The sequence below is a fragment of the Planobispora rosea genome (assembly GCF_014648175.1).
In the GTDB taxonomy this organism is placed as follows: domain Bacteria; phylum Actinomycetota; class Actinomycetes; order Streptosporangiales; family Streptosporangiaceae; genus Planobispora; species Planobispora rosea.
The window spans coordinates 19873-41431 of sequence record NZ_BMQP01000011.1; the positions used below are offsets into that span (position 1 = coordinate 19873).

Consider the following 21559-nt stretch of genomic DNA (forward strand, 5'->3'; position numbering starts at 1 on the left):
GGCTCCATGGTCAGGATGACGGGCCCATCTCCGGTTCCGGGGTCGCGGTGTCGTCCCCGGCCGCCTCGGCGTCGCCCTCCGGAGGGGAGGGATCGACCGGATCCGCCGGGAGCGGCCGGTCGGGGAAGCCGGTGTCGGCCCCCGATCGCGCCGCCACGGTCCGGCTCTCACCCAGGGCCGCCTCCGGAGCGGTGGCCGGCGGGTCGCCGTCCTCGCGCGGCGACCGCCCGCTCTCCGTCTCCGGCTGCGGGGAGGGGGTCTCGGCGGAGTCACGTTCGTCGTTCATACCGGCCCCCTCCCCCGAAAGGGGCACGTCACACCCTCGGGATCAGCCGGGTACGGTCCCGGTCCCGCGGACCGGCCGGGCGGGGCATCCGGTCATGGATCAGTCAGACGGGGATCCGGTCCCGTGGCTCAGTCGGGCCGGGCCTCGTGCCCGGGACGGCCGCGTGTGCGGCGCTGCTCCTTCATCTCGGCTTCGTAGAGGTGGCGGCGCCCGCCCGCCAGCGCGTTCCTGACGCGCTCCTCCAGGTGGCGGAAGCAGCGGTAGTAGCCGTCGTCGTAGTCCTCCACGATCTGGAAGGTCCAGCGTCCCTCGATCACGTTGCGCCCGATCAGCTCGGCGGAGACCGCGTCGGCGTACTCCCCGTGCCCGGCGGCGCGCAGCAGCTCCACCGCCTCGTCGAGCATCAGGTCGGCGTGACCGGTGAGCTGATGGAAGGTGTACAGGTGCCCGCGGGCGCGTTCGGTCGTCTCCAAAGCCTCCGACAACTTGCCCAGCGCCTCGACGGTGGCGTCGTCGAGGCCTTCGGGTCTGCGGTGCTGCGGGTCAGGACGGTCCTCGCTCATGACGCCGCGGTACCCGGCACGACGTGCGGTAGTCCTCACCGGGCCGATCTTTCCGAACTCCCCCGACCCCGCACGCTCCGCCGGATCCGCGGGCTCTGTGCTTCCACGGTTCCGCGGGCTCAGTGGTTCCGCGGGCTCAGCGGTTCCGCGGCCCCCGCGGGTTTGGCCGCCCCCTGCCAGGTCAGGAAAAGCCATAAATCATCGCCGGCGTTCCGCAGGAGCCGCCCGTACGCCGGCCGCGCTGTCGACGGGAGTGGGGCCATGCCCGGCAATGTGATCGTCATCGGTGCGGGCCTCGCCGGCCTGGCCTGCGCTCTGCGGTTGCGCGCGGCGGGAGTCGCCGTCCGCGTACTGGAGGCCTCCGACGGGGTCGGCGGCCGGATGCGGACCGACCTGGTCGAGGGCTTCCGTCTCGATCGCGGATTCCAGGTCTTCAACACCGCCTATCCCGAGTGCCGCCGCGTGTTCGACATCGGTGCGCTGGACGTACGGGCGTTCAGCTCCGGACTGCTGGTCTTCCACGGCGGGAAGAAGGAGCGGGTGATGCTTCCCTGGAGGCATCCCCGGCACGCTCTCAGCGGCGCCCTGGCGGACGTGGGCTCGATCCGCGACAAGGCCGCCCTCGCCGCGCTGACCGCCCGCGACATGGCCCTGCCCGCCTCCGTGCTCAAGGGCGGCCCCGAGCGCACCACGGCCGAGGAGCTCCGGAGCCGGGGCATCTCCCCCAGAATGATCGAAGTCCTGCTCCGCCCCTTCCTCTCCGGCGTGCTGCTGGAACGGGAGCTGGAGACCTCCAGCAGGATCTTCCACCTGTTCTGGCGCTCGTTCGCCCGGGGCACGATCGGCCTGCCCGCGCTGGGCATGGGACAGGCCCCGGCCCAGCTCGCCGGCCGTCTCCCCGAGAAGGCGATCTCGCTGGAGACCCCCGTCGAAGCCGTGACCGGGGAGGGGGTGACGCTCGCCGGGGGCGAGGAGATCCATGCCGACGCGGTGGTCGTGGCCACCGACCCCAGGACGGCGGCCCGCCTGGTCCCGGGGCTGGAAGCGCCCGCGATGCGCGCCGTCACCACCTTCTACCACGCCGCGCCCGAATCTCCCCTGGGAGAGCCCACCCAGGTCATGGACGCCGACGGAGTGATCACCGACACGCTCGTCCTCACCGACGCGGCCCCCGCCTACTCCCCGGACGGCCGGGCGCTGATCGCCACCTCGGTCCTGGGTACGGTCTCGGACGCCGACGAACCACGGGTGCGCGCCCGGCTGGACGAGATCTACGGCACCACCGCTTCGTGGGAGCACATCGCCACGTACCCGATCGAGGCCGCCCTGCCCGCGATGTCGCCGCCGATGCCGCTGCGGCGTCCGGTCCGGCTCGGCCCGGGCCGGTACGTCTGCGGGGACCACCGCGACACCGGATCCATCCAGGGCGCGCTCGTCTCCGGGCGTCGAGCCGCACAGGCCGTACTGGCGGACCTCGCCGAACCCGCGAAGCTCAGGAAACCCACGGAGCTCGTGGAGCTCGCGGAGCTCGCAGGGCTCGCGGAGTCCACGGAGCCTGCGGAGCCCGGACACCGGGCGGGGTGACCGGCCACGGGCGGGTGGCCGGCCACGCCGCGGAGCGGGCCGGACCCGGTTACCGCGACGTGGCCTCGATCAGCTTGCGGCGCTGCTGGGCGCCCAGGCCGCCGATGCGGCGGGCCTCGTCCACGTCGGCCTTGGCCATCAGCTGCGCGGCCTTCACGTTGCCCACGCCGGGCAGGGCGCGCAGCGCCTGGGAGACCTTGATGCGCTTGGCGATGTCGTCGTCGCGGTCGAGCAGCTCTTTGAAGGAGATCGCGCCGGACCTGACGTCGGCCAGCAGCTTGGCGCGGGCCGCCCGCGTCTCGGCGGCCTTGGCGAGGGCGGCCTGGCGCTGTTCGGGGGTAAGAGTGGGGAGAGCCATGGTTTACTCCTTCATTTCGTGGGCGTGACCATCCTGCTACCCACAACGACCAGGGTAATCACGCGTGCTCTCCGAGCAAGCGGAAATGGTCAGGCTCGCCGTACGGCGCCCCGCCGCAGGAAACGGCGGGTGCCGCGCCCCAGAAGGCGGCGGACGGCCCGCGAGGGGAGGGACGCGGCGCCGGCGGCGACCGCCAGGACCAGCACGAACAACACGGTCGGGCGCCAGGGCCAGGCGGTTCCGGTGAGCGTGAGGTGGGCCGCGGGATACTCGGTGAACTTGGCCGTGGCCACGGCGGTCGCCCGGTCGGCGCGGACGGCCAGGTCACGCAGTACGGGGTCGAACGCCGACTCCCCCGGTGCGCGGTCGCGGTGCGGCAGCTCGACGGTCAGGCCGCGCCCGGCCGCCCAGGCGGTCAGCTCCGGGCCCGCCTCGCCCGGGTTCCGGGCGCCCGGCACCACCAGCCGGTCCACGGGGGTGGTCGCCGCCCCCGCCGGTTCGGCGACCAGGATCATCCCGTGCCGGGTCCTGACCGTGTGCCCGGCGGCGACGGGAACCGCGCGGGCGGCGAAGGAGGTGCCCGAGTAGATCTCGAAGGCCGCGGCGGCGTCGGTCTCGCCGACGCCCTCGACCAGCCCGACGCCGAGGGACGGGCGCCCCCACGGGAAGGCCGCGTTGAGCCCGTACGGCAGGTCGGCCAGGGCCAGGGCGTTGACCGGGATCCCCGTCGGCCCGCCCGGCGACCACCCGGGGTAGGCCAGGTCACGGCCGATCCGCCCGGCCTCCTCCGTCCCGGCCAGCTGCTCGACCAGCCGCAGCGCCCCGGCCATGCCCGAGGTCACCCCGGCGGTCGTGGTGACCGGCCCGTCCTGGACGTAGCGCCGGCCGCGCACCCACTCCACCCGCGGATAGGCCGACTGGAGCGAGCCGATCCGGTCCCAGAACGAGGTCGCGGCGCGGCCGTCCAGCACACCGGTCGCGGCCAGCAGGTCGGAGCCGGCGCACACCCCGAGGATCCGGGCGCCGCGCCCGGCCTGCCCGGTGATCCACGCGCGCAGCGGCGCCTCCCGCTCCCCCCGGGGCTGGACCACCGCGGGCACCACGACCACGTCCGGCTCCGGTGCCGTGCCCGCCCCCACCTCGTCGAACGTGTGGTCGGGCAGCACGTGCAGACCTCCGGAGAGCGCCACCGGCTCCCGGCGTTCGGAGACGGTGTAGACCGCGAACCGTTCGGACCGGGCGAACACCTCGTACGGCGGCAGCACGTCACCGACCACCGAGCCGGTCGTGCCGAGCACCACCGCGACGACCGTGCGCCCCTCCTCGACCGGCTCCGGCGCGGGCCATCCCCGCGCGGGCGGTCCTGCCGGCGCGGCCGGGAAGCTCTCGCGCATCGTCGCCGTCACCCCGGCCGCTCCCGCCCCGGCCAGGACCGCGGCGGCCAGGGCGAGACCGGACACGACACGCAGCGGCGTGCGGGCATGGCGGAGGAACGCTCGGGACATCATGACTCTCCTGAATGCGACTGTGGATACGGGAGGGGCCGCCGGTCAGCGGGTGGCGGGGCGGCCGGCGCCGGGGCCGCGCCGGGACTCCGAGGGCGGCATGCCGTACCGGGTGGTGAACAGGCGCCGGAAGTGGCGCGGGTCGCGGAACCCGCACCGGGCGGAGATCGCCTCGACGGTCAGGCCGGTCTCGGCGAGCAGCGTCGCCGCCAGCTCCAGCCGGAGCCGCTGCCGGTACTCCAGGGGGGTGATCCCGATCGTGGCGGTGAACGCCCGGCTCAGTCCGCGCGGCGACAGGTTCGCGACGGCGGCGAGCTCGGCCAGGGTGTGCGGGGCGCCGAGGTTCTGCGCCAGGTGGTCCTGCACCCGGTGGACGGCGGCGTTGAGGTGCGCCCGGTGCTGCAGGAACACACTGATCTGCCCGTCCGTCCCGGACCTGCGCAGGTAGACCACGAGCTGGCGGGCGACGGCGGCGGCCAGCTCGGGGCCGTGGTCACGCTCGATGAGTGAGAGCGCCAGGTCCACGCCGGTGGAGATCCCGGCGCTGGTGCTCACCGGCCCGTCGTGGACGTACAGCACCGCGTCCTGCACCCGGGCGGCGGGGTAGCGCCGGCGCATCGCGTCGATCAGCGACCAGTGGGTGGTGCACCGGCGGCCGTCCAGCAGCCCGGCCTCGCCGAGCGCGGCCGCCCCGCTGCAGACCGAGGCGATCCGGGCCCCGGCGCGGCAGGCGGCGCGCAGCCACTCCACCACCGTCGCCGAGACCATGAGCTCCCCGGGCGCGGGCGCGCGCACCCGGTGCCCCGGCACCAGGACGAGATCGCCCTGCCCGGTCTCTCCCAGCGGTCCCAGCCCGGCGAACCGGAGCCCCTGCGCCGACACCACCTCCGGCGTGTCCGCGGCGTACTCCACCCGGTACGGCGCCCCCAGGTGGGCCGCCGCGTCGAACGCCTGAACCGGACCGGCCAGATCGAGCAGATTCACCTCCGGCAGGACCAGTACGACCACCCGTCCGCCACCGCCCCGCTTCACCTTCACGACCTCCACGCTAGGCCGCGCGAGGCGGATGCGCTCAGGGTCGCGTCGGCCCGGTACCGGACGGATCAGGTCAGCCGGTCCGGGCCGGAGGGCGCTCCGGGACGCGGTCGCCGGTTTGTCCCCCGGGACGCGGGGCATGGCGGGGTGCCTGACGACCTGAGGAGGTGCGCATGGTCGCGAAGAAGAGCCTCGGTCTGGCCGCGCTGGCGGCGGGAGGGGCGATAGCCGCCGGATACCGCAGGCGGAAGGCGGTGCGGCCCGGACCCGCCGAGTGGTTCGCCGTCACCGTCGACTGCGACCCGGGAGAGCTGAGCGGCGAGAACCGCCCCGACGCCCTGGGGCGACTGGCCGAGCACCACGAGGTACGGATCACGCCGGCGCCCGGCGGGCGGGGCACGGAGATCGCCGTACACGCCGCGGACGGGAAGGCCCGCGAGCAGGTCCGGGCGCTCAAGCAGTTCCTGGAGACCGGCGAGGTCCTGCGCGTCGAGGGCCAGCCGGAGGGACACCGGACCGTGCTGGGACGCGCCGCCATCCCGGTGTCCCGGCAGCTGATGAGGAGGGGGGTGCGATGAAGGCGCTGTGCTGGACCGGAGTCAACGAGGTCGCGGTGGAGGAGGTCCCCGACCCCCGGATCCTCAACCGCCAGGACGTGATCGTCCGCGTCACCGCCAGCTCGACCTGCGGGTCCGACCTGCATCTGCTGGACGGATACGTGCCGACCATGATGGCCGGGGACGTCATCGGGCACGAGTTCCTCGGCGAGGTGGTCGAGACGGGCCCGGACGTCCGTGACCGCCGGGTCGGCGAGCGGGTGGTCGTGTGCTCGATCATCGGCTGCGGCCGCTGCCGCAACTGCCGCGCGGAGATGTGGTCGCTGTGCGACAACAGCAACCCCGACCCCGGGTTCCTGGAGACCCTCAACGGGCACGCGACGGCGGGCATCTTCGGTTACTCCCACGCCATGGGCGGCTTCGCCGGAAGCCACGCCGAGTACGTCCGCGTGCCGTACGGCGACGTGAACGCCTTCCCGGTCCCCGAGGGGGTGCCCGACGCCAGCGCGGTGTTCGCCTCCGACGCCGTGCCCACCGGGTGGATGGGCGCGGACATCGCCGGAATCCGGCCCGGCGACGTGGTCGCCGTGTGGGGCTGCGGCGGGGTCGGCCAGATGGCGGCGCGCGCCGCCTTCCTGCTGGGCGCCGAGCGGGTGATCGCGATCGACCGTTTCCCCGAGCGTCTGGAGATGACGTCCCGCCACACGGGCGCCGAGACGCTGGACTACGAGAAGGTCGACGTCCTCGACGCGCTCAAGGAGATGACCGGCGGCCGGGGTCCCGACGTGTGCATCGAGGCCGTCGGGATGGAGGGACACGGCACCGGCGCGCAGTACGCCTACGACCGGGTCAAGCAGGCGGTGCGCCTGCAGACCGACCGGGGTCTCCCCCTGCGCCAGGCCATCCATGCCTGCCGCAAGGGCGGCACCGTCTCGGTGCTGGGCGTGTATCTGGGGTTCGTCGACAAGTTCCCCATGGGCGCGGTGATGAACAAGGGCCTCACCCTGCGCAGCGGCCAGCAGCACGGCCAGCGCTACATCCCGATGCTCCTGGAGCGCATGGCCCGGGGAGAGGTGGACGCCAGCCACCTGCTGACCCACCCGATGGCCCTGGACGACGCCCCTCGCGGCTACGAGATGTTCAAGAACAAGGAGGACGGCTGCGTCCGCGCGGTCTTCACCCCCTGAGCCGTCCGAGGCTCGGCACCTGAACCGTCGTCCGAGGCTCGGAGTCCGAGCCCCGCGGGGCTCGGCACCTGAACCGTCCGCGGCCCGGAGCCCTCCGGGCCGCGGCGCTCCACGCCTCCCGGGACCCGTCCCGCGGGCCCCCTCGGTCCCGGGAGGCGCTTCGGAGCCCGGACGACCTCTCCTGCGGTCACCCCTCCGGGTCCGGCATCTCCGAGCGGCCGGCGGCCTTGCGGTCGTCGGGGACGTCCGCGGGGGGACCGGTCGGGTCCTCCCCGTCGGGGACGTCGGTCCCCGCCGACTCCTGACGATCATCCGGCACCTGGGCCGGAGGCTCGTACGGCACGGCGGGATCCGGCGTGTACTCCGGGTCCGTCTCGGTCATGCGACGCTCCCCTCTCCCCGTCCGGTTCCGTCTGCCCGTCCGCTTCCCATCTCCGTGCCGACCGTGACCCAGTCACCCTGCCGCCTCGGCCGTACGGGCAGGTGGACGGTCTGGCCCCGGGCGACGTAGCGCACCCGGTCGGCCATCCGGACCCGTTCGATCTCGCGCCGGAAGTCGTCGAGCGGGGAGGTGAACGCCTCGTAGTCGTCGTAGTGCACCGGGATGACGGTCCGCGGGTTGAGCAGGTAGACCCAGTCGGCGCCCTGCCTGCCGTCCATGGTCACCATCGTGCCGAGGACCCTGGTCCCGCCCAGGTGGACGAGGGCGGCGTCGATGTCGGGATACCGGCGCGGGATCGCCTCCAGTTCCCGGTGCATCAGGGTGTCGCCGCTGATGTGCAGGCGGAACTCCACCCGCCCGTTGCGGGAGAACTCCAGCATGCTGCCCATGACGGGCGGGAGCAGCGCCCGCAGCGGGCTCGGCGCGTGGCATCCCGGCAACGAGGTGATCGTCAGCGTGCGGTCGCCCCGGTGCAGCTCGTGCTGCTGCCAGGTGTTCAGTCCGCGGGCCTGGCCGAACCCCTGGCGGCGGAGCCGGCCCGCGGCCTGGGTGGTGGTGACGATGGGGACGTCCTTGTCCAGACCCCGGCGAGCCACCCGGTCCCAGTGGTCGCCGTGCATGTGAGACAGCACCACCGCGTCCAGCGCCGGCAGTTCCCCGATGTCCACCGCCGGATCGGTACGCCGCCGGGAGCTCAGCCCGTAGCCCAGGTAGGCCCGCTGGCCGCGGTGGAGGAAGTTCGGATCGGTCAACAGGGTGAACCCGCCGTAGCGGATCAGTGTGGTCGCGTTCCCGATGAAGAAAACGCTTGCGGCCTCAGGATCGGTCATGGCCCCTCCTATCTCCGGGAGCCCTACTTACCCCGGAGACCACTGATCACCCTGCCGACCTGGTGGAAATCCACAGATTTCCACCATGCCCGCCGTCCGAGGACGGAGCCGTCGTGCGGGCCGGACCTCATCCGGAGGCGGTGCCGGGGCCCGATCCGTTGACCGCCATCGCCGGCTCGGGCACCTCGATCGCCGGGAAGGTCCCGGTGTCGACGATCCCGTGCGCGCGCGCCGCCTCGATCAGCGCGTGGGCCCGGGGTTCCAGCTTCCACTGGGCACGGCACTCCCGGGCGGTGGACAACGGCATTCCGGTCTCGTGGGCCAGGTCGGCGGCGCGGGGGACGAACCTGCGCTCGATCTGCTTGTCCCAGTACTCCCGGGCCGCGCGGATCAGGGCCGCGCGCTGGGCGGGGTCGAGGAGCTGCGCGGCGTCCTCCGCCGCGACCGCCTCGACCTCCTCGTCGTCGTCGTCGAAGACCCCCGCGGCGGGGAGCGCCGGGGACGGAGCCGGCGAGGCCGTCGAGGTCTCCGGCTCGGGGGCCCACGGGACGGGTGGGCGCAGGTCGATCAGGGCGGAGGTGTTGTAGAGGGCCCCGATCTGCGCCAGCAGCGCCTCTTGGCGGGCCGGGTCGGCCGCCAGCCCGGTGTGCTCCACCGCCCGGTCCATCTCCCGGTCCAGCTTCGCCAGCGCCGCGCGCATCTTCCGCTCGGACGCTCCGGCCTCACGGAGCGCGCGCGCCTTCTTCGCGGCCAGCGCGACCCGGGTCAGCCGCCGGTGGGCGTCCACCTCACTCGCCGTACGGTCGCTGACCTCGGCCAGCCCGACGCGGACCAGGAGGCGCTCGGGGGTCACCCGCCAGTGGATCCGCCCCCGCCCGGTGATGCGGTGCCGCTCGATCGCCATGCCGCGCTCCCAGAGCCAGGCGGCCACCAGCGGGGCGGCCAGGCGGAAGACGGCCTCGGCGGGGCTGCGGGCGTCCATGCTGGACAGCACCGCGGTCAGGCAGGTCAGCGCCCACACGGCGATGCCGTCGATGCCCGCCGAGAAGTTCTCCCGCATGTTGCGCCGGGCCCGGACCGCGCTGGTGATCACGGCGACCTCGATGAACGCGAAGAGCAGCAGCCGCAGCGGCCCGTCGAACCCGAGGACGTCGCTGGAGAAGCGCCACATGCCCTGGGCGGACACACCGGTGGCGATGCTGGCGGCCACGATCGTGAGGATGTCCTCCACCGGGCGGGGCGCGACGTAGCGGTGGAAGAGCCGGGTCGCCACGCGGGCGGCGGCGCGGACGATGAGATAGCCCGCGACCAGGATGATCAGAGCGGCCACGCAGATGATGGCGGCCCCGACCGGCTTTTCGGTCACATAAGCGGCGATCTCATCGATAAGGGGCATCAGTATTGGTCCGTCAGCTCGCTGTCCTACGGGATACCAGGAGGATCATTCCAGAACGACGATGTCCTGTTCGCCAAACGGCCACCCGTATGTGTTACGAGAGAGACACGAGCGCACGGTCCGGTGCCGCGGGGGAGCACCCGCTCCCCCGCGGCACCCGGCCGCAACGGCCGGCTCGCCCGGAACGGCAGAAGCCACTCAGAGCAACAGACACCGCCCAGAACGGTGGGGACCGCTCAGAACGGCCAGCCCGCTCCCGTGCCCGTCTCCAGCAGCGGGATCATCCGGAACGTCGCGTCGGAGAACCCGCCGAACTCGTGACGGTTCCCCGAGCCCGTCGGCATCGCCGCGTTCCGGTACCCCTGCAGATTGAAGCCGTACATGGGGACGTGCGCCGGGACCGCGTCGGTGACGCCGCCGCCGTGGTAGCCGCTCATGGTCTGCATGTCGGACAGGATGACGACCCGGTCATGCCCGGCGTAGGTACGGCGGACCGAGTCGGCGATCTGCGTGCCGTGCCCGACCTCGCCGATCCGCGCGCAGAACCGCTCCACCTCCTTCAGCACGGACGCGCCGCGGCCGATCCTGTGCCGGAACACGCCGTCGGCGAATCCGTACAGGTCGACCCGCTCACCGCGGGCGGTGAGCGCGACACCGAACAGCGCGGCGGCCTGGACCGGCGTGACCGTGCTGCGCGCGGAGATCCCGCCCGAGCTCATGGACGCCGAGGTGTCCACCAGGACGAGGGTCCGGCCGCCGAACGACGGCACGTTGCCCGTCGCCAGCGTCAGCGCCCTGTCCAGCGCGTGCCCCCAGCGCTGCGACGGCGCGGTCCGGTGCGCGGAGTAGAACCGGAACGGCAGCTGCCGCGACCGGGCGACCTCGCCCGGGTCGGCGAGCTTGGCGGCGACCCGCGCGGCGACCTCGTCGGAGATGCCCGCCCCGTCGAGATTCCTGAGGTTCCTCAACAGGGCCATGTAACCCATCGACGGGATGACCGCCTCCCAGGCCCGGGCGTCCATCGGCCCCTGCAGCCATCCGGCGAGCGCCTCCCAGGTCATGCCCGCGGCGGCCAGCCGGCCGGGGTCGGCCAGCACGGCGCGGCGCTCCCCCACCGGCAGAGCCGTCAGCTCGGCGCGGGCACGCAGCGTCGTCAGCGCCTCGGGGATCGGCTTGTCCCGGTCGTGCCCGCGGTCCAGCGCGTGCGTGAACAGCTCGCCCTGCCAGGGCTTGTCCGCGGCCGGCGCGGGGTGCACGAGGTCGATCACGTCGCCGAAGCGGAAGCCCCGGGCGTCGCCGTCGTACTTGAGCAGGCTGCGCTCGCCGTACAGCCGCCGGACGGCGTCGGCGATGCCGCGCTTGACCGGCTTGGGCACGGCGCGGCCGTAGCGGGCCATCCAGTAGGCGAGGGCCTCCCCCGGCTCGTCGGCGCGCTGCAGGACGCTGTCCACCAGCTGCCGGTTGAGGCCGTGCCGCCCGGCGTCCAGCCGCGCCCGGACCGACTCCAGGGCGGCGACGATCGGCGCGGTGCGCATGTTCGCCACGCCGCGCAGCCACGGCAGGAAGCGGGCCATCCACGCGCCGTCCTCGACCGCGACCCGGTGCACGAGGGTGCGGAACCGCTCGTCGCGGTCGCCGGCCTTCTCGTAGAAAGTGTCCTCGCCGACCATGTTCGACACCGCGAGGAGGAAGAGCTCGCTCTTGGCGTCCCGGGCGTATCCGGGGGCGCCCTCATGGGTGCGGCCGGACGGCGTGCGCTCGGTGCTGATCGGACTGGAGACGGCGGAGCGGGCGCTCCCCTTTGCGGACGTGTTGAACTTGGACATTGGGCGCGGGCTCCTTTCCACGATTTTCCGGAAGGCTTCTGAGGGTTTTCCGGGACGGACGGAGGAAGGAACCCGAGTTCACCGGGAACGCGCCCGAGATCGAGGCGGCGAAGGCACACAGGTGCTCTGCCAATTGAGCTACGGGGCCGCGGCGGCCCCGGCCGGACTCGAACCGGCAACCACCCCGTCAACAGTGGAAGTATCCCTCGCCTGCGCACCGGGCGCGTTCTGAAAGCGGTGTTCCTCCCGAGATCGGAATGGCGGCGGCGCTGCCCGCCACCGGGCTCCGCCCCGAAGGCCGAGGTGTAAGGAATCGAACCTTGAAGTATCCGCCGCCGTCGCACCGGGAGGTGCGTATGAAGTTGAGGCTTCCCCGAGATCGGAGTCGGTGACGGGTCCACGTGACCTGGGCCGCTGGTCGACACCGGCCGGAGCCGGCGGCGGGATTCGAACCCGCGTCTCGCTCTTGAGAGGAGAAGAAGTAACCGTCGCCTTCGCACCGGGGAAGCAGATATTCGTTTTTAGTTCGTTGTTCGTTTCGTCGTCTTCCTGCGCCGCAGAGGTCGGAATCGAGCCCGGCACGGTTTCTTTCCCAAAAAGAAGTAGCCGGTCCCTTCGCACCTGCGACGTTTTCAACGGTAGCGACGATCACCCGGAATCACATCTGATTATTCGCGGGCCGACCGGGCGGGCGGATCAGACGGGCGGGTCAGGCAGGCGGATCAGACGGCTCGCAGCGCCGCGTCGTGGTGCCCGCCGGGAACGGTTCCGCCGTACTGCCTCGTCAGACCCGAAGACCCGAAGACCCGAAGAACCACTGCCATGCTCCGAGGAGAACGATCCCCTCTGCCTCCGCGGGGGCTCGTGGCGTGGGCACGTGCTCAGGAGGTCGGGCGCGGGACGGCGCCGTCTCCCACGACATCGGTTCGCGGAACGCAGGAGGAGCCGTCGGGGTGGAACTCGTGCTTGGCCAGCAGGTGGCGCCGGATCCTCCGGCGGTCGATCCAGGCGAGAACGTAGGAGGACGCCGCCCAGCCGAACAGGATCTGCGCATTGTGGACGGTGACGCCGAAGGCGCTCAGTGCCAGCAGCGACAGGAGGAGCAGGAGGATCCAGGACAGGACGAGGCGCTCGACGAAGAACCGGCCGATGATGTCGTCACGGGCCCACCAGCGGTGGCGGAAGGGCAACCGCCGGTAGAAGAGCCGGTAGAGGACCCAGTCCCACAGCGGCGGGCGCTCGCGCAGGCGCAGCGCCGCGCCGCCGCGCAGCACGTCGAGCACGGTCCGGGCGCCGGGCCGGGTCCGGCCGGGCTCGGCGAGGTCGAGGAGCGTGCCGAGCACCTCCTCACCCCGCGTCTGGAGGAAGCGGGGCGGGTAGGCCAGCCGCAGCAGGCGGCGGCAACGGCGTTCGTACGCCTCGCCGGGGCCGGGGCCGGCGACGCCGTGGACGCCACCCGGTCCGGCGATCTCGGGCGAAGGCTCTGTCATCGTGCCTCCCACGCGGGCCGGAGATTCAGGCGGTGCTGGGCGGTGGCGGCGAGCCGGGCCAGCCGGGCGGTCTCCTCGGCCAGCACCGTGCGGCCGTGGCCGGTCAGGTCGTAGTAGCGCCGGTGGCGTCCGGCCACGACCTCCTCCTTGACCACGGCCACCAGGCCGTCGCCGGAGAGCCGGTCGAGCGCGCCGTACAGCGTGCCCGCGCCGAGCCGTACCCGCTCCTCCGACAGCTCCCGCACGGCCTTGATCACGCCGTAACCGTGCAGCGGGCTCTCGGACAGGGCCAGCAGGATCAGGTAACTCTGCTCACGTAGCGCCATATCCGATATATAGCGCTAGCCGTACTATTGAGCAAGACTCTGAGCAATGAATCGCGCAAACCGCCTCCCCGAGGGCGGGAGACCATCACAATGACTCGCAGTCACCGCCGGAACTTCAGTCACCGCCGGAACTCCAGTCACCGCCGGAACTTCAGCGTCGGCGGGATCCCCGTCACCATGGGAACCCGGCCACCGCCGGAACTCCAGTCACCGCCGTCCGAGGAGGAGCCCGTGACCGTCCCGCAGGAAAGAGACAACCTCGACCTCGCCGCGACCGCCCAGGAGATCGCCGACGGCGCGCAGGCCGGATCGCTCGACCACGCCGCCGCCGCGTCGGTGGCGATCACCTGTGCGACCACACGGGACCTCGCGCACGCCAGGTCCGTGCTCGACGGTGTCACCCCCGACGATGTGCGGCGGGCGGCGCTTGAGCTCTTCGAGCGGCTCAGTGTGCAGGACGGGCGAGGACCCGGGTGAGGACGCCTTCGAGCGCGCCCTCCGGGTCCCCGGCCGCCTCGCGGGACCGCCAGGCGACGTAGCCGTCCGGGCGCACCAGCACCGCGCCGTCCGCGCGCACGCCGTACCGGCGTTCCCAGACCCCGGCCGGATCGGTCAGGTCACCGCCGATCCGGTACGGCGTGAGCCGGACGCCCAGCCGGTCCGCCACCGCGGCGGCGGCGCGCGCCCACTCCCCTCCGTCCGCCCCCGTGAGCAGGACGAAGCCGGAGCCGAACAGGTCGTGGGTGGAGATCGGGCCGCCCTCCCGCTCCAGCGCGACGTGCGGTGCGCGGCTGCCCGGCCGCCCGGTCGGCTCGCGCGGGTCCTCCAGGAGGGAGCCGTCGTCGTCCGCCTCGGCGACGACGGCCGCCGAGTGGTAGCGGTAGCCGAGGATCGCGGCGAACGGGTCGGCGAGCGGCTCCGGATAGGCGGCACGCGCCGCCGGGGGCATCCGGACGGCGAGGTTGGCCAGCTGGGCGTCGGCGGTGAGTGCCCCGATCGGGCGCCGTTCGGCGTCGTAGGTGTCCAGCAGCCCCTCCCCGGCCTGGCCGGAGATCACCAGCCAGAGCCGCCAGGCCAGGTCGCAGCCGTCCTGCAGCGCGGTGCTGCCGCCCTGCCCGCCGGTCGGCGGCATCGTGTGCGCCGCGTCCCCGGCGAGGAAGACCCGGCCCTGGCGGTAGCGTCCGGCCAGGACGTGGGCCATGGCGAAGGCCGTCCGGTCGAGGAGCTTCACCTCCAGGCCGGGCAGGCCGGTCGCGCGCCGTACCAGCTCCACGCAGCGCTCGTCGGTGAAGTCCGCCTCGCTCTGGCCGGCGGCGGGGTCGTAGTTGACGCCCAGCACGTGGGAGCCGACCCCGGTCCCGGTGACGATGACGCCGCTGAACGTCTCGTTCCGCAGGTACCAGAGCGTCACCTCCCGATCGGGGGCCAGCCCGGTCAGATCGGCGTCGAACATGATCGAGTAGAGCCGGCCCAGCTCTCCCCTGCCGGTCACCGGGATGCCGAGCAGCTCGCGCACCGGGCTGCGGTGCCCGTCGGCGGCCACCAGGTAGTCGGCGCGCACGCGCGTCTCCACTCCGGTCGCGAGGTCGCGCAGCAGCGCGGTGACGCCGTCGGCGTCCTGCTCCAGGGAGACGAGCTCGGTGGAGAACCGGAGGTCGGCCCCGAGCTCTTCGGCGGCGGCCCGCAGCGCCCGCTCCACCTGCGCCTGGGGCGCGCCCACCGTCGGGACCGGGGTGACCCCGGCCAGGAAGTCGTAGTCGCCCTCGTGGGTGTTGAAGATCATCTGTGGCTCGGGGTCGCTCAGGCTGGAGGCGATGGCGATCCGCATGCCGCCGTCGCCGACGCCCTCCGCGATCTCGACGAGGGCCCGTTCGAGGCCGGGGACCGGGCGCAGCAGTTCCATCGCCCGCTGGTTGACCCCGAAGGCCTTGGGCTGGACGGACGTCCCGGCGTGCCGCTCGGCCAGCAGGACGGGAACACCGCGCCAGGCCAGCAGCGCCGCCGCGCTCAGCCCGGCGTAGCCGGCGCCGACGACGAGGACGGGTACCCGCTCGACGGGTGTCCGCCCGCCGGACGGGTGCCCGCCGGTGTGCTCTACGGGCGTGCGCCCGCCCGTGGGACCTGCCGTGCCGTACGGCTCGGCGGAGTATCCGGAGTTCGATGGCATGATGCCTCCACTTTCGATCGCACTCGATGCGTGGAGGCCGCGCCCGTTATGGTGGATCGAGCCTTGTGACGAGGCCGGGTCTCGCCTCCACGCGGGACCTTCCGGTCCCGGCGCGGTGTTGCCGCACCCGCCGGGGCCGTTCTCCTTCTCCGGCCGGCTCCTCACCGGCCCTTCTCCGATCTCCGATCCCCGATCGCCGACCGGTCGTCGTGATCCGGTCCGATCGGCCCTTTCCGTCTCTCCTCCCGGGATCGGTCATCGCGAGATCTTCGAATATCCGACTTCGAGTATTCATCAAGACGCGATACATCTCAATGCCTTCTCCGTTTTTCCTTCCTCAGGACGGGATCACGGCCTGGCCGTCCCGTGGATCCGGCCCTCGGTACGGCTCAGCGGCATCCCGGTCCCGCCCCACCGGCTCTGGGTCAGCTCCGCCGCGATCGACACCGCCGTCTCCTCCGGCGTACGGGCGCCGATGTCCAGGCCGATCGGCGACCGCAGCCGCCCCAGTTCCCCCTCGGTCAGGCCCGCCTCCCGCAGCCGCTTCATCCGGTCGTCATGGGTACGGCGGCTGCCCATGGCGCCGATGTAGCCCGCCGGGGTGCGCAGCGCCACCTCCAGCAGCGGGACGTCGAACTTGGGATCGTGGGTCAGCACGCAGATCACCGTGCGGCCGTCGACCTCGGTCTCCCGGAGATACTGGTGCGGCCAGCGCACCACCACCTCGTCGGCGTCCGGGAACCGCTTGCGGGTGGCGAACACGCCGCGGGCGTCGCAGACGGTGACGTGGTAGCCGAGGAACTTGCCGACGCGCGCCACCGCCGCGGCGAAGTCGATCGCCCCGAACACCAGCATCCGGGGCGGCGGCGCGAACGACCGCACGAACACCGCGACCTCGTCCATGCGCCGCTCCCCGTGCCGCCCGTAGTGGCGCTCGCCGGTCAGCCCCTGCGCGAGCATGCCGCGCGCGTCGTCGTCCACGGCCACGTCGAGCCCCCCGGCGCCGAGGGTGCCCGAGGCGCGGTCCGGCCAGATCACCCGGCGCCCGCCGACCGCGACGGACGTCCCGTCCGCTCCCGGGCCCCTCTCCGCCTCGGGCACGGTGACGACGGTCGCGACGGCGACCGGGCGCCGTCCGGCGACCGCCGCCGCCACCTCGGCCAGTTCGGGGAAGGTCCGGCGGTCCACCGGCTCGACGAAGACGTGCAGGACGCCGCCGCAGGTGAGCCCGACCGCGAAGGCGTCGTCGTCGCTGACGCCGTACCTCTCCAGCACGGGCCGCCCCGACTCCATCACCTGCCGGGCCGTCTCGTACACGGCGCCCTCCACGCAGCCTCCGGAGACGCTGCCGACGACCTCGCCGTCCGCGGACACCGCCATCGACGCGCCCGGCTCACGAGGCGCGCTCCTGAAGGTGCTCACCACCGTGGCCAGCCCGAACGTCCGCCCCGCCGAGTACCACTCCAGGATCGTGTCCAGGACATCCCGCACCGCCGGCTCCCCTCACAGATCAGCGGACCACCTCAATCTGGACACTTCCCCCCGGACGTTCAGGTCGTCAAGACGCAGATCACAACCGGCAAAAAGACCCTCTGTGCATTGCGGCACAGACCTCTTCCGGTGACAGCCGCTTCCCTGGAGCGGTCCACAGCGCCGGTGCCGCCCCGGCCGGGACGCCCTCCCCTGACCGGCGCCCCCGAGTGCCTCGGTTTCCCTGCAGGAATTGTCACCCTGAATGCCACCGGGGCACTTATCCGCCGCTATTAAACCGGAATATTTACATATCCCCTCATTGTCCAGGTAAATCATCCCAGGTACGTCGGATGATTACCCTTCCCAGGGCCTCGGGTACGAACCTCATGCAATGCGGACGGACGTTACAGCCGCTACCAGCCGGGATGGAATTTTCCGTTGCGTTCGGGCTGTCGGGGGAAGGAGGCCCTGTTTCCACGGAACGGGTGTTGACCTGCGATCTCCCGCCCGCGACGTCCGTCCTCCCGCTCCGCGAGCGAAAGGTTCTCCGTGAGAGGTACTCTCCGTGCGTTCCTGCTGACCGGCACCGCCCTCGCCACCGGCACCGTCCTCACCGTCTCCCCCGCGCCCGCCGCCGCTGCCGCCCCGCACGGGCTGCCGAAAGGCGTGCGGAAGGCGATCGTCCTGCGCATCGTCGACGGCGACACGATCATCGCCCGGCTGACCAGGAACGGCCCGGGCGTCCGCATCCGCTTCCTGGGCTTCGACACGCCCGAGGCCGGCCGGTGCTGGTACGCGGCCTCCACCAGGTACGCCGCCAGGCTCATGCCTGTCGGGAAACCCGTCTACCTGCTGCGGGACAGGGACGCCAGGGACCACTACGGGCGCCGCCTCTTCTACGCCTGGAACTACAAGGGCCTGTCCGTGGGCCGTAACCTCATCCGCCACGGGTACGCCAAGGCCCTGCTCTACCGCTCCAACGACCGGTACATCCGGGCGATGCGGATCCAGCAGGCCAGGGCGCGCAAGGACCGGCTGAGGATCTGGTCGGGCCGGTGCGACCGGCCGGCGAACACGGTGGAGCCGAACCCCTCCCGGTGACCGGCCGTCTCCCGGTGACCGGCCGTCTCCCGGTGACCGGCCCTTCCGGGAGTCCCCGCGAGAGCGGAGAACCCGCCGTATCCCCCCGAGTGGAAGACCAGCGGCTCACCCTCCGAGCGGCGGAAGTGCTCCACCTCCCCGACGAAGATGAGGTGGTCCCCGCCGTCGTGGGCGGTCACCGTACGGCAGGCGAAACAGGCCAGGGCCCCGGCCAGCGCCGGAAGGCCGCCGGGCAGCGGACGGGTCTCCACCCCGGCGAACTTGTCCGGTGACGGCGTGGCGAACCGCCGCGACAGGTGGTCCTGGTCCGCGGCCAGGACGTTGACCGCGAACCGCCCGGCCTCCAGGAACACCTGCGCGCTGGGCGCCCGCCGGGACAGGCACCACAGCACCAGCGGCGGGTCGAGCGAGACGGAGGTGAAGGAGTTGACGGTGACCCCGGCGCGGTCCCCGCCCGGGGTGGCGGTGGTGACCACCGCCACCCCCGTCGCGAACTGCCCGAAGGCGTCACGGAGCGAACGCACGATAGCCTCCTCGGTCCCGGCGCCTTCTCAGGAACCGGTCCGCGCCAGATAGTCGCGCGCCCCGGCGGGGTCCATGAACCAGTCCGCGTAGTCCGACGGGTCGTCGAAACCGTTGACGAACCTGGAGGCCACCTCGGGCGACCGGCCCCCGGCCTGCAGGATCTCCAGCACGTGCGGGGGCGGCGGCGCCAGGAGCGCGTTCGTCCAGGCGGTGACGTGCCGGGCGTCCCGCCAGTAGCGCTCGAACGCCCGCTCCATCCAGGCCGCGTCGAACGGCCGCCCGCCGTGCTCCAGGATGGCGGCGAGGTAGGCGGCGGCGCACTTCGCGGCGTTGTTCGCGCCCTGCCCGGTGATCGGGTCGTTGAGCACGACGACGTCACCGGCCCCGAGGACCGCGGCGCCGGAGGGCAGGGTGGCGACCGGCCTGCGGACGGCCGGGGAGAACCGGCCGGACAGGACGCCGCCCGCGTCGGTCAGCTCGGCGCCGCGGCAGCGCTCGGCCTCCCACGGCAGGAAGGTCTCCAGGATCCACCGGCTCCTGGCCAGGTGCTCGGCGGGGGTGCGCACGTCGGACCAGCAGTCCATCGGCCCGCCGGGCAGCCCCTCGAACACCATGATCTCGCAGGGTCCGCCCACGGTGAGCGCGGGGAAGACGAAGTACTCGCCGACCCCGGGGACCAGGTTGAAGCACACCGCGGAGTACTCCGGGCGCGGGGCGAGGCCGGTGACGTAGGTCAGGGCCAGCGCCCGCTGCGGGGTCTCGTACGGCGAGCGTGCCGGGTCCCGCTCGAACAGCGAGGCGATCGGGCCCTTGCCCGCGGCGACCACGATCAGGTCGTACTGGGCGGCGTAGGACTCCAGGTCCGCCACCGTCGCGTCCCGGATGACGACCTTCCCACCGAGCCGTTCCACCTCGTGCATCCAGGCGGGCATCTTCAGCCGCTGGTCGACCGAGCGGGCGGGCGTGTGGAGCCGGGCCGCCCAGTGGATCGCCCGGTCCCCGCCGGGGCCGGGCACGGTGAGTTCGATCCCGTCGATCGGCGGGCAGTCGTCCGCCCACAGGTCCAGGCCGAGGGCGCGCTCGTGGCCGAGGGCCGTCCCGAACATGGCCTGGCTCGACATGACCCGGCCGTCGCGGATGTCGCCGGGGGTCCGGTTGGAGACGACGGTGACGTCGTACCCGTTGCGCAGCAGGCCGACCGCGAGATGGAGGCCGGCCTGCCCGGCGCCGACGATGAGGATTCTGCGCATGACGGTGTTCCCCTTCCGAGGGTGCAGACAGTGGAGAGATGGTCGATCGGCGCCTGGAAAGAAGGTACGACGGGCGCCGCCGTACGGGATATCCGCTCAGCGCGGGTTCCGTCCGCCTGGCGCGGACTTCCTCCGGTCCCGGCCGTACGGACGCGCCCGCCGGCGCCGTCCGTCAGTGCCGTCAGTGCCGTCAGTGCCGTCAGCGGTCATCAGCGGTCATCAGCGGTCATCAGCGGTCGTCAGTGCCCGCGCAGCGTCTGCGAGGGCGTCTGCCCGTACCGCGCGCGGTAGAGCGCGGCGAACCGCCCCTGGTGCGGGAAACCCCACCGGACGGCCACCCCCGTCACGGTGCACCGAGCGGGGTCGCCCGCCGCCAGTTCCTCGTGGACCCGGCCCAGCCGCACGTCCCTGAGGTACCCCATGGGAGTGAGGCCGAGATGGCGGCGGAAGCCCTCCTGGAGCGAGCGGCCGCTGACCGCCACGGCGCGCGCGACGTCGTCGGTCGTCAGCGGCTCGTGGGCGTGGCCGTCGATGAACTCCATCGCCCGGCGCACCACCTTGGGCACGGCGGGCGGGCGGGGGGCGTTCAACCGCGCCAGGTAGTTGGACGGCTGCATGGTCAGCAGGGAGGACAGCAGCGCGTTCCCCAGGTGGGCGGCGGCCAGCGGCTGCGCGGCGAGGCCGTCGTCACGCTCGGCGTCGCCGACCATCAGGTCGATCATCGCCCGCCACGACCGCGCCCAGCCCGCGGTGAGGTCCAGGCCCAGATCGAAGACGACGGGCCGGTCGAGCCGCTCCCCGAGCATCCGTTCCAGAGCGCCTTCGACAACCGGCCGGTCGAACTTGACGATCAGCTGGGGACAGCCCGCCTCCCAGCGCATGTCGAGGTGCTCCGACGGCGACGGCAGGGAGGCCAGCCGGGGCGTCGAGACGATCTCCTGGTCGCCGCACCGGATCAGGCTGCGCCCGGCCAGCGGGATCTGCACGAGGAAGAACGACTCCAGCTCACCGGGCTCGATGCGGACGTCCGCCCCGTAGTCCAGGTAGCTCAGCCGCACGGCGCCGAACCGGGCGGAGTTGAACCGGGCGGCCAGCCGCGCGAGGCCTCCGCCCGGCTCCAGCCGGTGCGGGCAGAACACCCGGGCCACCTGCTCGCGCGCCTCGTCGACGTCCTCGGTGGCGAAAAGCGCCCTGCTGCCGAGCGGAACCCGCTCCCCCGCCTCACCCATCGGCGTCCCCGTCCTCGGATGCCCGTCTCCGGTGCCCGGCGCGCGGTCACGGCCGGTTCACCGATGATCACAGAGGGGGACGGCTCTGACCATGTAAAAATGCACACGGATACCCCCGCCCGGCGAACCGCATGTGAACGCCGGGGCGCGGTGGGCGTTGTCTCCGCCGGGGGGATTACCTACCGTTGCAAGATGTACGCCGAGCCGAACGACCCCGCGCTCGCCGTGGCGTCGGCCTCCGTCGACGGGGAGCGCACGGTGCTGGAGGTGTTCCTGGAGTCCACATGATCGAGGAGACCGCCCGGCACGCCGGGCACGCCGACATTCTGCGCGAGCTGACCGACGGCTCGACCGGCGCCCTCGGCTGAGCCCCCGGCCCGCGCCCGCCGCGCGGACCGCGGTCCCCGTATGGCCCGCGCGCCCTCCCCG

General features: G+C 72.8%; 20 protein-coding genes, 1 tRNA gene and 2 pseudogenes. 6 read left to right on the forward strand and 17 right to left on the reverse strand.

Features of this window, described 5'->3' with window-relative positions; translation table 11 throughout:
* Positions 1–10: 10 nt before the first annotated feature.
* Complete coding sequence (locus IEZ08_RS13100; RefSeq protein ID WP_189242215.1) at positions 11–286, reverse strand: hypothetical protein; 276 nt, start codon at positions 284–286, stop codon at positions 11–13.
* Between the two features lie 128 nt (positions 287–414).
* On the reverse strand, positions 415–849 hold the full coding sequence (locus IEZ08_RS13105; protein ID WP_068925293.1) for a hypothetical protein: 435 nt from the start codon (positions 847–849) through the stop codon (positions 415–417).
* Between the two features lie 261 nt (positions 850–1110).
* Here IEZ08_RS13105 and IEZ08_RS13110 point away from each other — a divergent pair, with 261 nt between their 5' ends.
* Complete coding sequence (locus IEZ08_RS13110; RefSeq protein ID WP_189242216.1) at positions 1111–2433, forward strand: NAD(P)/FAD-dependent oxidoreductase; 1323 nt, start codon at positions 1111–1113, stop codon at positions 2431–2433.
* 49 nt (positions 2434–2482) lie between these two features.
* Here IEZ08_RS13110 and mihF read toward each other — a convergent pair whose 3' ends face one another.
* The 3 genes from mihF to IEZ08_RS13125 form a co-directional block, all read right to left on the reverse strand.
* Positions 2483–2791, reverse strand: a complete 309-nt coding sequence (gene mihF / locus IEZ08_RS13115; protein WP_068925295.1) for an integration host factor, actinobacterial type — start codon at positions 2789–2791, stop codon at positions 2483–2485.
* An 89-nt stretch (positions 2792–2880) separates the two neighbouring features.
* Positions 2881–4296 (reverse strand): DJ-1/PfpI family protein, encoded by a 1416-nt coding sequence (locus IEZ08_RS13120; RefSeq protein ID WP_068929006.1) that lies wholly within the window; start codon positions 4294–4296, stop codon positions 2881–2883.
* A 45-nt stretch (positions 4297–4341) separates the two neighbouring features.
* Positions 4342–5334 (reverse strand): GlxA family transcriptional regulator, encoded by a 993-nt coding sequence (locus tag IEZ08_RS13125; RefSeq protein WP_229803083.1) that lies wholly within the window; start codon positions 5332–5334, stop codon positions 4342–4344.
* 170 nt (positions 5335–5504) lie between these two features.
* Between IEZ08_RS13125 and IEZ08_RS13130 the strand changes: the two genes are divergently transcribed.
* Both IEZ08_RS13130 and IEZ08_RS13135 read left to right on the forward strand, forming a co-directional pair.
* Positions 5505–5909 carry a hypothetical protein gene (locus tag IEZ08_RS13130; protein WP_068925299.1) on the forward strand — a complete coding sequence of 135 codons (405 nt, stop codon included), beginning with the start codon at positions 5505–5507 and terminating at the stop codon, positions 5907–5909.
* Positions 5906–7075 carry a zinc-dependent alcohol dehydrogenase gene (locus IEZ08_RS13135; protein WP_068925301.1) on the forward strand — a complete coding sequence of 390 codons (1170 nt, stop codon included), beginning with the start codon at positions 5906–5908 and terminating at the stop codon, positions 7073–7075. The genes IEZ08_RS13130 and IEZ08_RS13135 overlap by 4 nt, the downstream gene beginning before the upstream one ends.
* A gap of 187 nt (positions 7076–7262) precedes the next feature.
* On the opposite strand, the gene IEZ08_RS13140 is transcribed toward IEZ08_RS13135, so the two are convergent.
* The 7 genes from IEZ08_RS13140 to IEZ08_RS13170 form a co-directional block, all read right to left on the reverse strand.
* Entirely contained in the window at positions 7263–7457 is a 195-nt protein-coding gene (locus tag IEZ08_RS13140; RefSeq protein WP_068925303.1) for a hypothetical protein, read from the reverse strand.
* A complete protein-coding gene (locus tag IEZ08_RS13145; protein ID WP_068925305.1) occupies positions 7454–8347 on the reverse strand; it encodes an MBL fold metallo-hydrolase in 894 nt (297 codons plus the stop codon). Before IEZ08_RS13145 ends, IEZ08_RS13140 begins: the two co-directional genes overlap by 4 nt.
* 127 nt (positions 8348–8474) lie before the next feature.
* Positions 8475–9743, reverse strand: a complete 1269-nt coding sequence (locus tag IEZ08_RS13150) for a hypothetical protein (RefSeq protein WP_068925307.1) — start codon at positions 9741–9743, stop codon at positions 8475–8477.
* A 236-nt stretch (positions 9744–9979) separates the two neighbouring features.
* A complete protein-coding gene (locus IEZ08_RS13155) occupies positions 9980–11569 on the reverse strand; it encodes a TROVE domain-containing protein (RefSeq protein ID WP_068925309.1) in 1590 nt (529 codons plus the stop codon).
* A 432-nt stretch (positions 11570–12001) separates the two neighbouring features.
* Positions 12002–12072 (reverse strand) — tRNA-Glu (locus tag IEZ08_RS13160).
* A 378-nt stretch (positions 12073–12450) separates the two neighbouring features.
* Positions 12451–13059, reverse strand: coding sequence for a DUF5313 family protein (locus IEZ08_RS13165; RefSeq protein WP_189242218.1), 609 nt, complete (start codon positions 13057–13059; stop codon positions 12451–12453).
* Positions 13056–13385, reverse strand: a complete 330-nt coding sequence (locus tag IEZ08_RS13170) for a PadR family transcriptional regulator (RefSeq protein WP_068925312.1) — start codon at positions 13383–13385, stop codon at positions 13056–13058. The genes IEZ08_RS13165 and IEZ08_RS13170 overlap by 4 nt, the downstream gene beginning before the upstream one ends.
* A 231-nt stretch (positions 13386–13616) precedes the next feature.
* On the opposite strand from IEZ08_RS13170, the gene IEZ08_RS13175 reads away from it, so the two are divergent.
* Entirely contained in the window at positions 13617–13862 is a 246-nt protein-coding gene (locus IEZ08_RS13175; RefSeq protein WP_068925314.1) for a hypothetical protein, read from the forward strand.
* On the opposite strand, the gene IEZ08_RS13180 is transcribed toward IEZ08_RS13175, so the two are convergent.
* Together IEZ08_RS13180 and IEZ08_RS13185 are read right to left on the reverse strand one after the other, a co-directional pair.
* Positions 13831–15552, reverse strand: coding sequence for an FAD-dependent monooxygenase (locus IEZ08_RS13180; RefSeq protein ID WP_189242219.1), 1722 nt, complete (start codon positions 15550–15552; stop codon positions 13831–13833). The two genes, IEZ08_RS13175 and IEZ08_RS13180, sit on opposite strands and share 32 nt — an antisense overlap.
* 348 nt (positions 15553–15900) lie before the next feature.
* Positions 15901–17043: an XdhC family protein gene (locus IEZ08_RS13185; RefSeq protein ID WP_068925316.1), complete on the reverse strand. Its 1143-nt coding sequence runs from the start codon at positions 17041–17043 to the stop codon at positions 15901–15903.
* A 531-nt stretch (positions 17044–17574) separates the two neighbouring features.
* Here IEZ08_RS13185 and IEZ08_RS13190 point away from each other — a divergent pair.
* A complete protein-coding gene (locus IEZ08_RS13190) occupies positions 17575–18126 on the forward strand; it encodes a thermonuclease family protein (protein ID WP_068925318.1) in 552 nt (183 codons plus the stop codon).
* An 83-nt stretch (positions 18127–18209) separates the two neighbouring features.
* Here IEZ08_RS13190 and IEZ08_RS13195 read toward each other — a convergent pair.
* The 3 genes and pseudogenes from IEZ08_RS13195 to IEZ08_RS13205 all read right to left on the reverse strand — a co-directional run.
* Positions 18210–18650 (reverse strand): annotated as a pseudogene (locus IEZ08_RS13195) (flavin reductase family protein); the annotation flags it as partial.
* A 27-nt stretch (positions 18651–18677) separates the two neighbouring features.
* Entirely contained in the window at positions 18678–19901 is a 1224-nt protein-coding gene (locus IEZ08_RS13200) for a styrene monooxygenase/indole monooxygenase family protein (protein WP_189242220.1), read from the reverse strand.
* A 239-nt stretch (positions 19902–20140) separates the two neighbouring features.
* Complete coding sequence (locus IEZ08_RS13205; protein ID WP_068925321.1) at positions 20141–21130, reverse strand: AraC family transcriptional regulator; 990 nt, start codon at positions 21128–21130, stop codon at positions 20141–20143.
* 278 nt (positions 21131–21408) lie between these two features.
* Here IEZ08_RS13205 and IEZ08_RS13210 point away from each other — a divergent pair.
* Positions 21409–21498, forward strand: a pseudogene (locus IEZ08_RS13210) (mycothiol transferase); the annotation flags it as partial.
* Between the last annotated feature and the right edge of the window lie 61 nt (positions 21499–21559).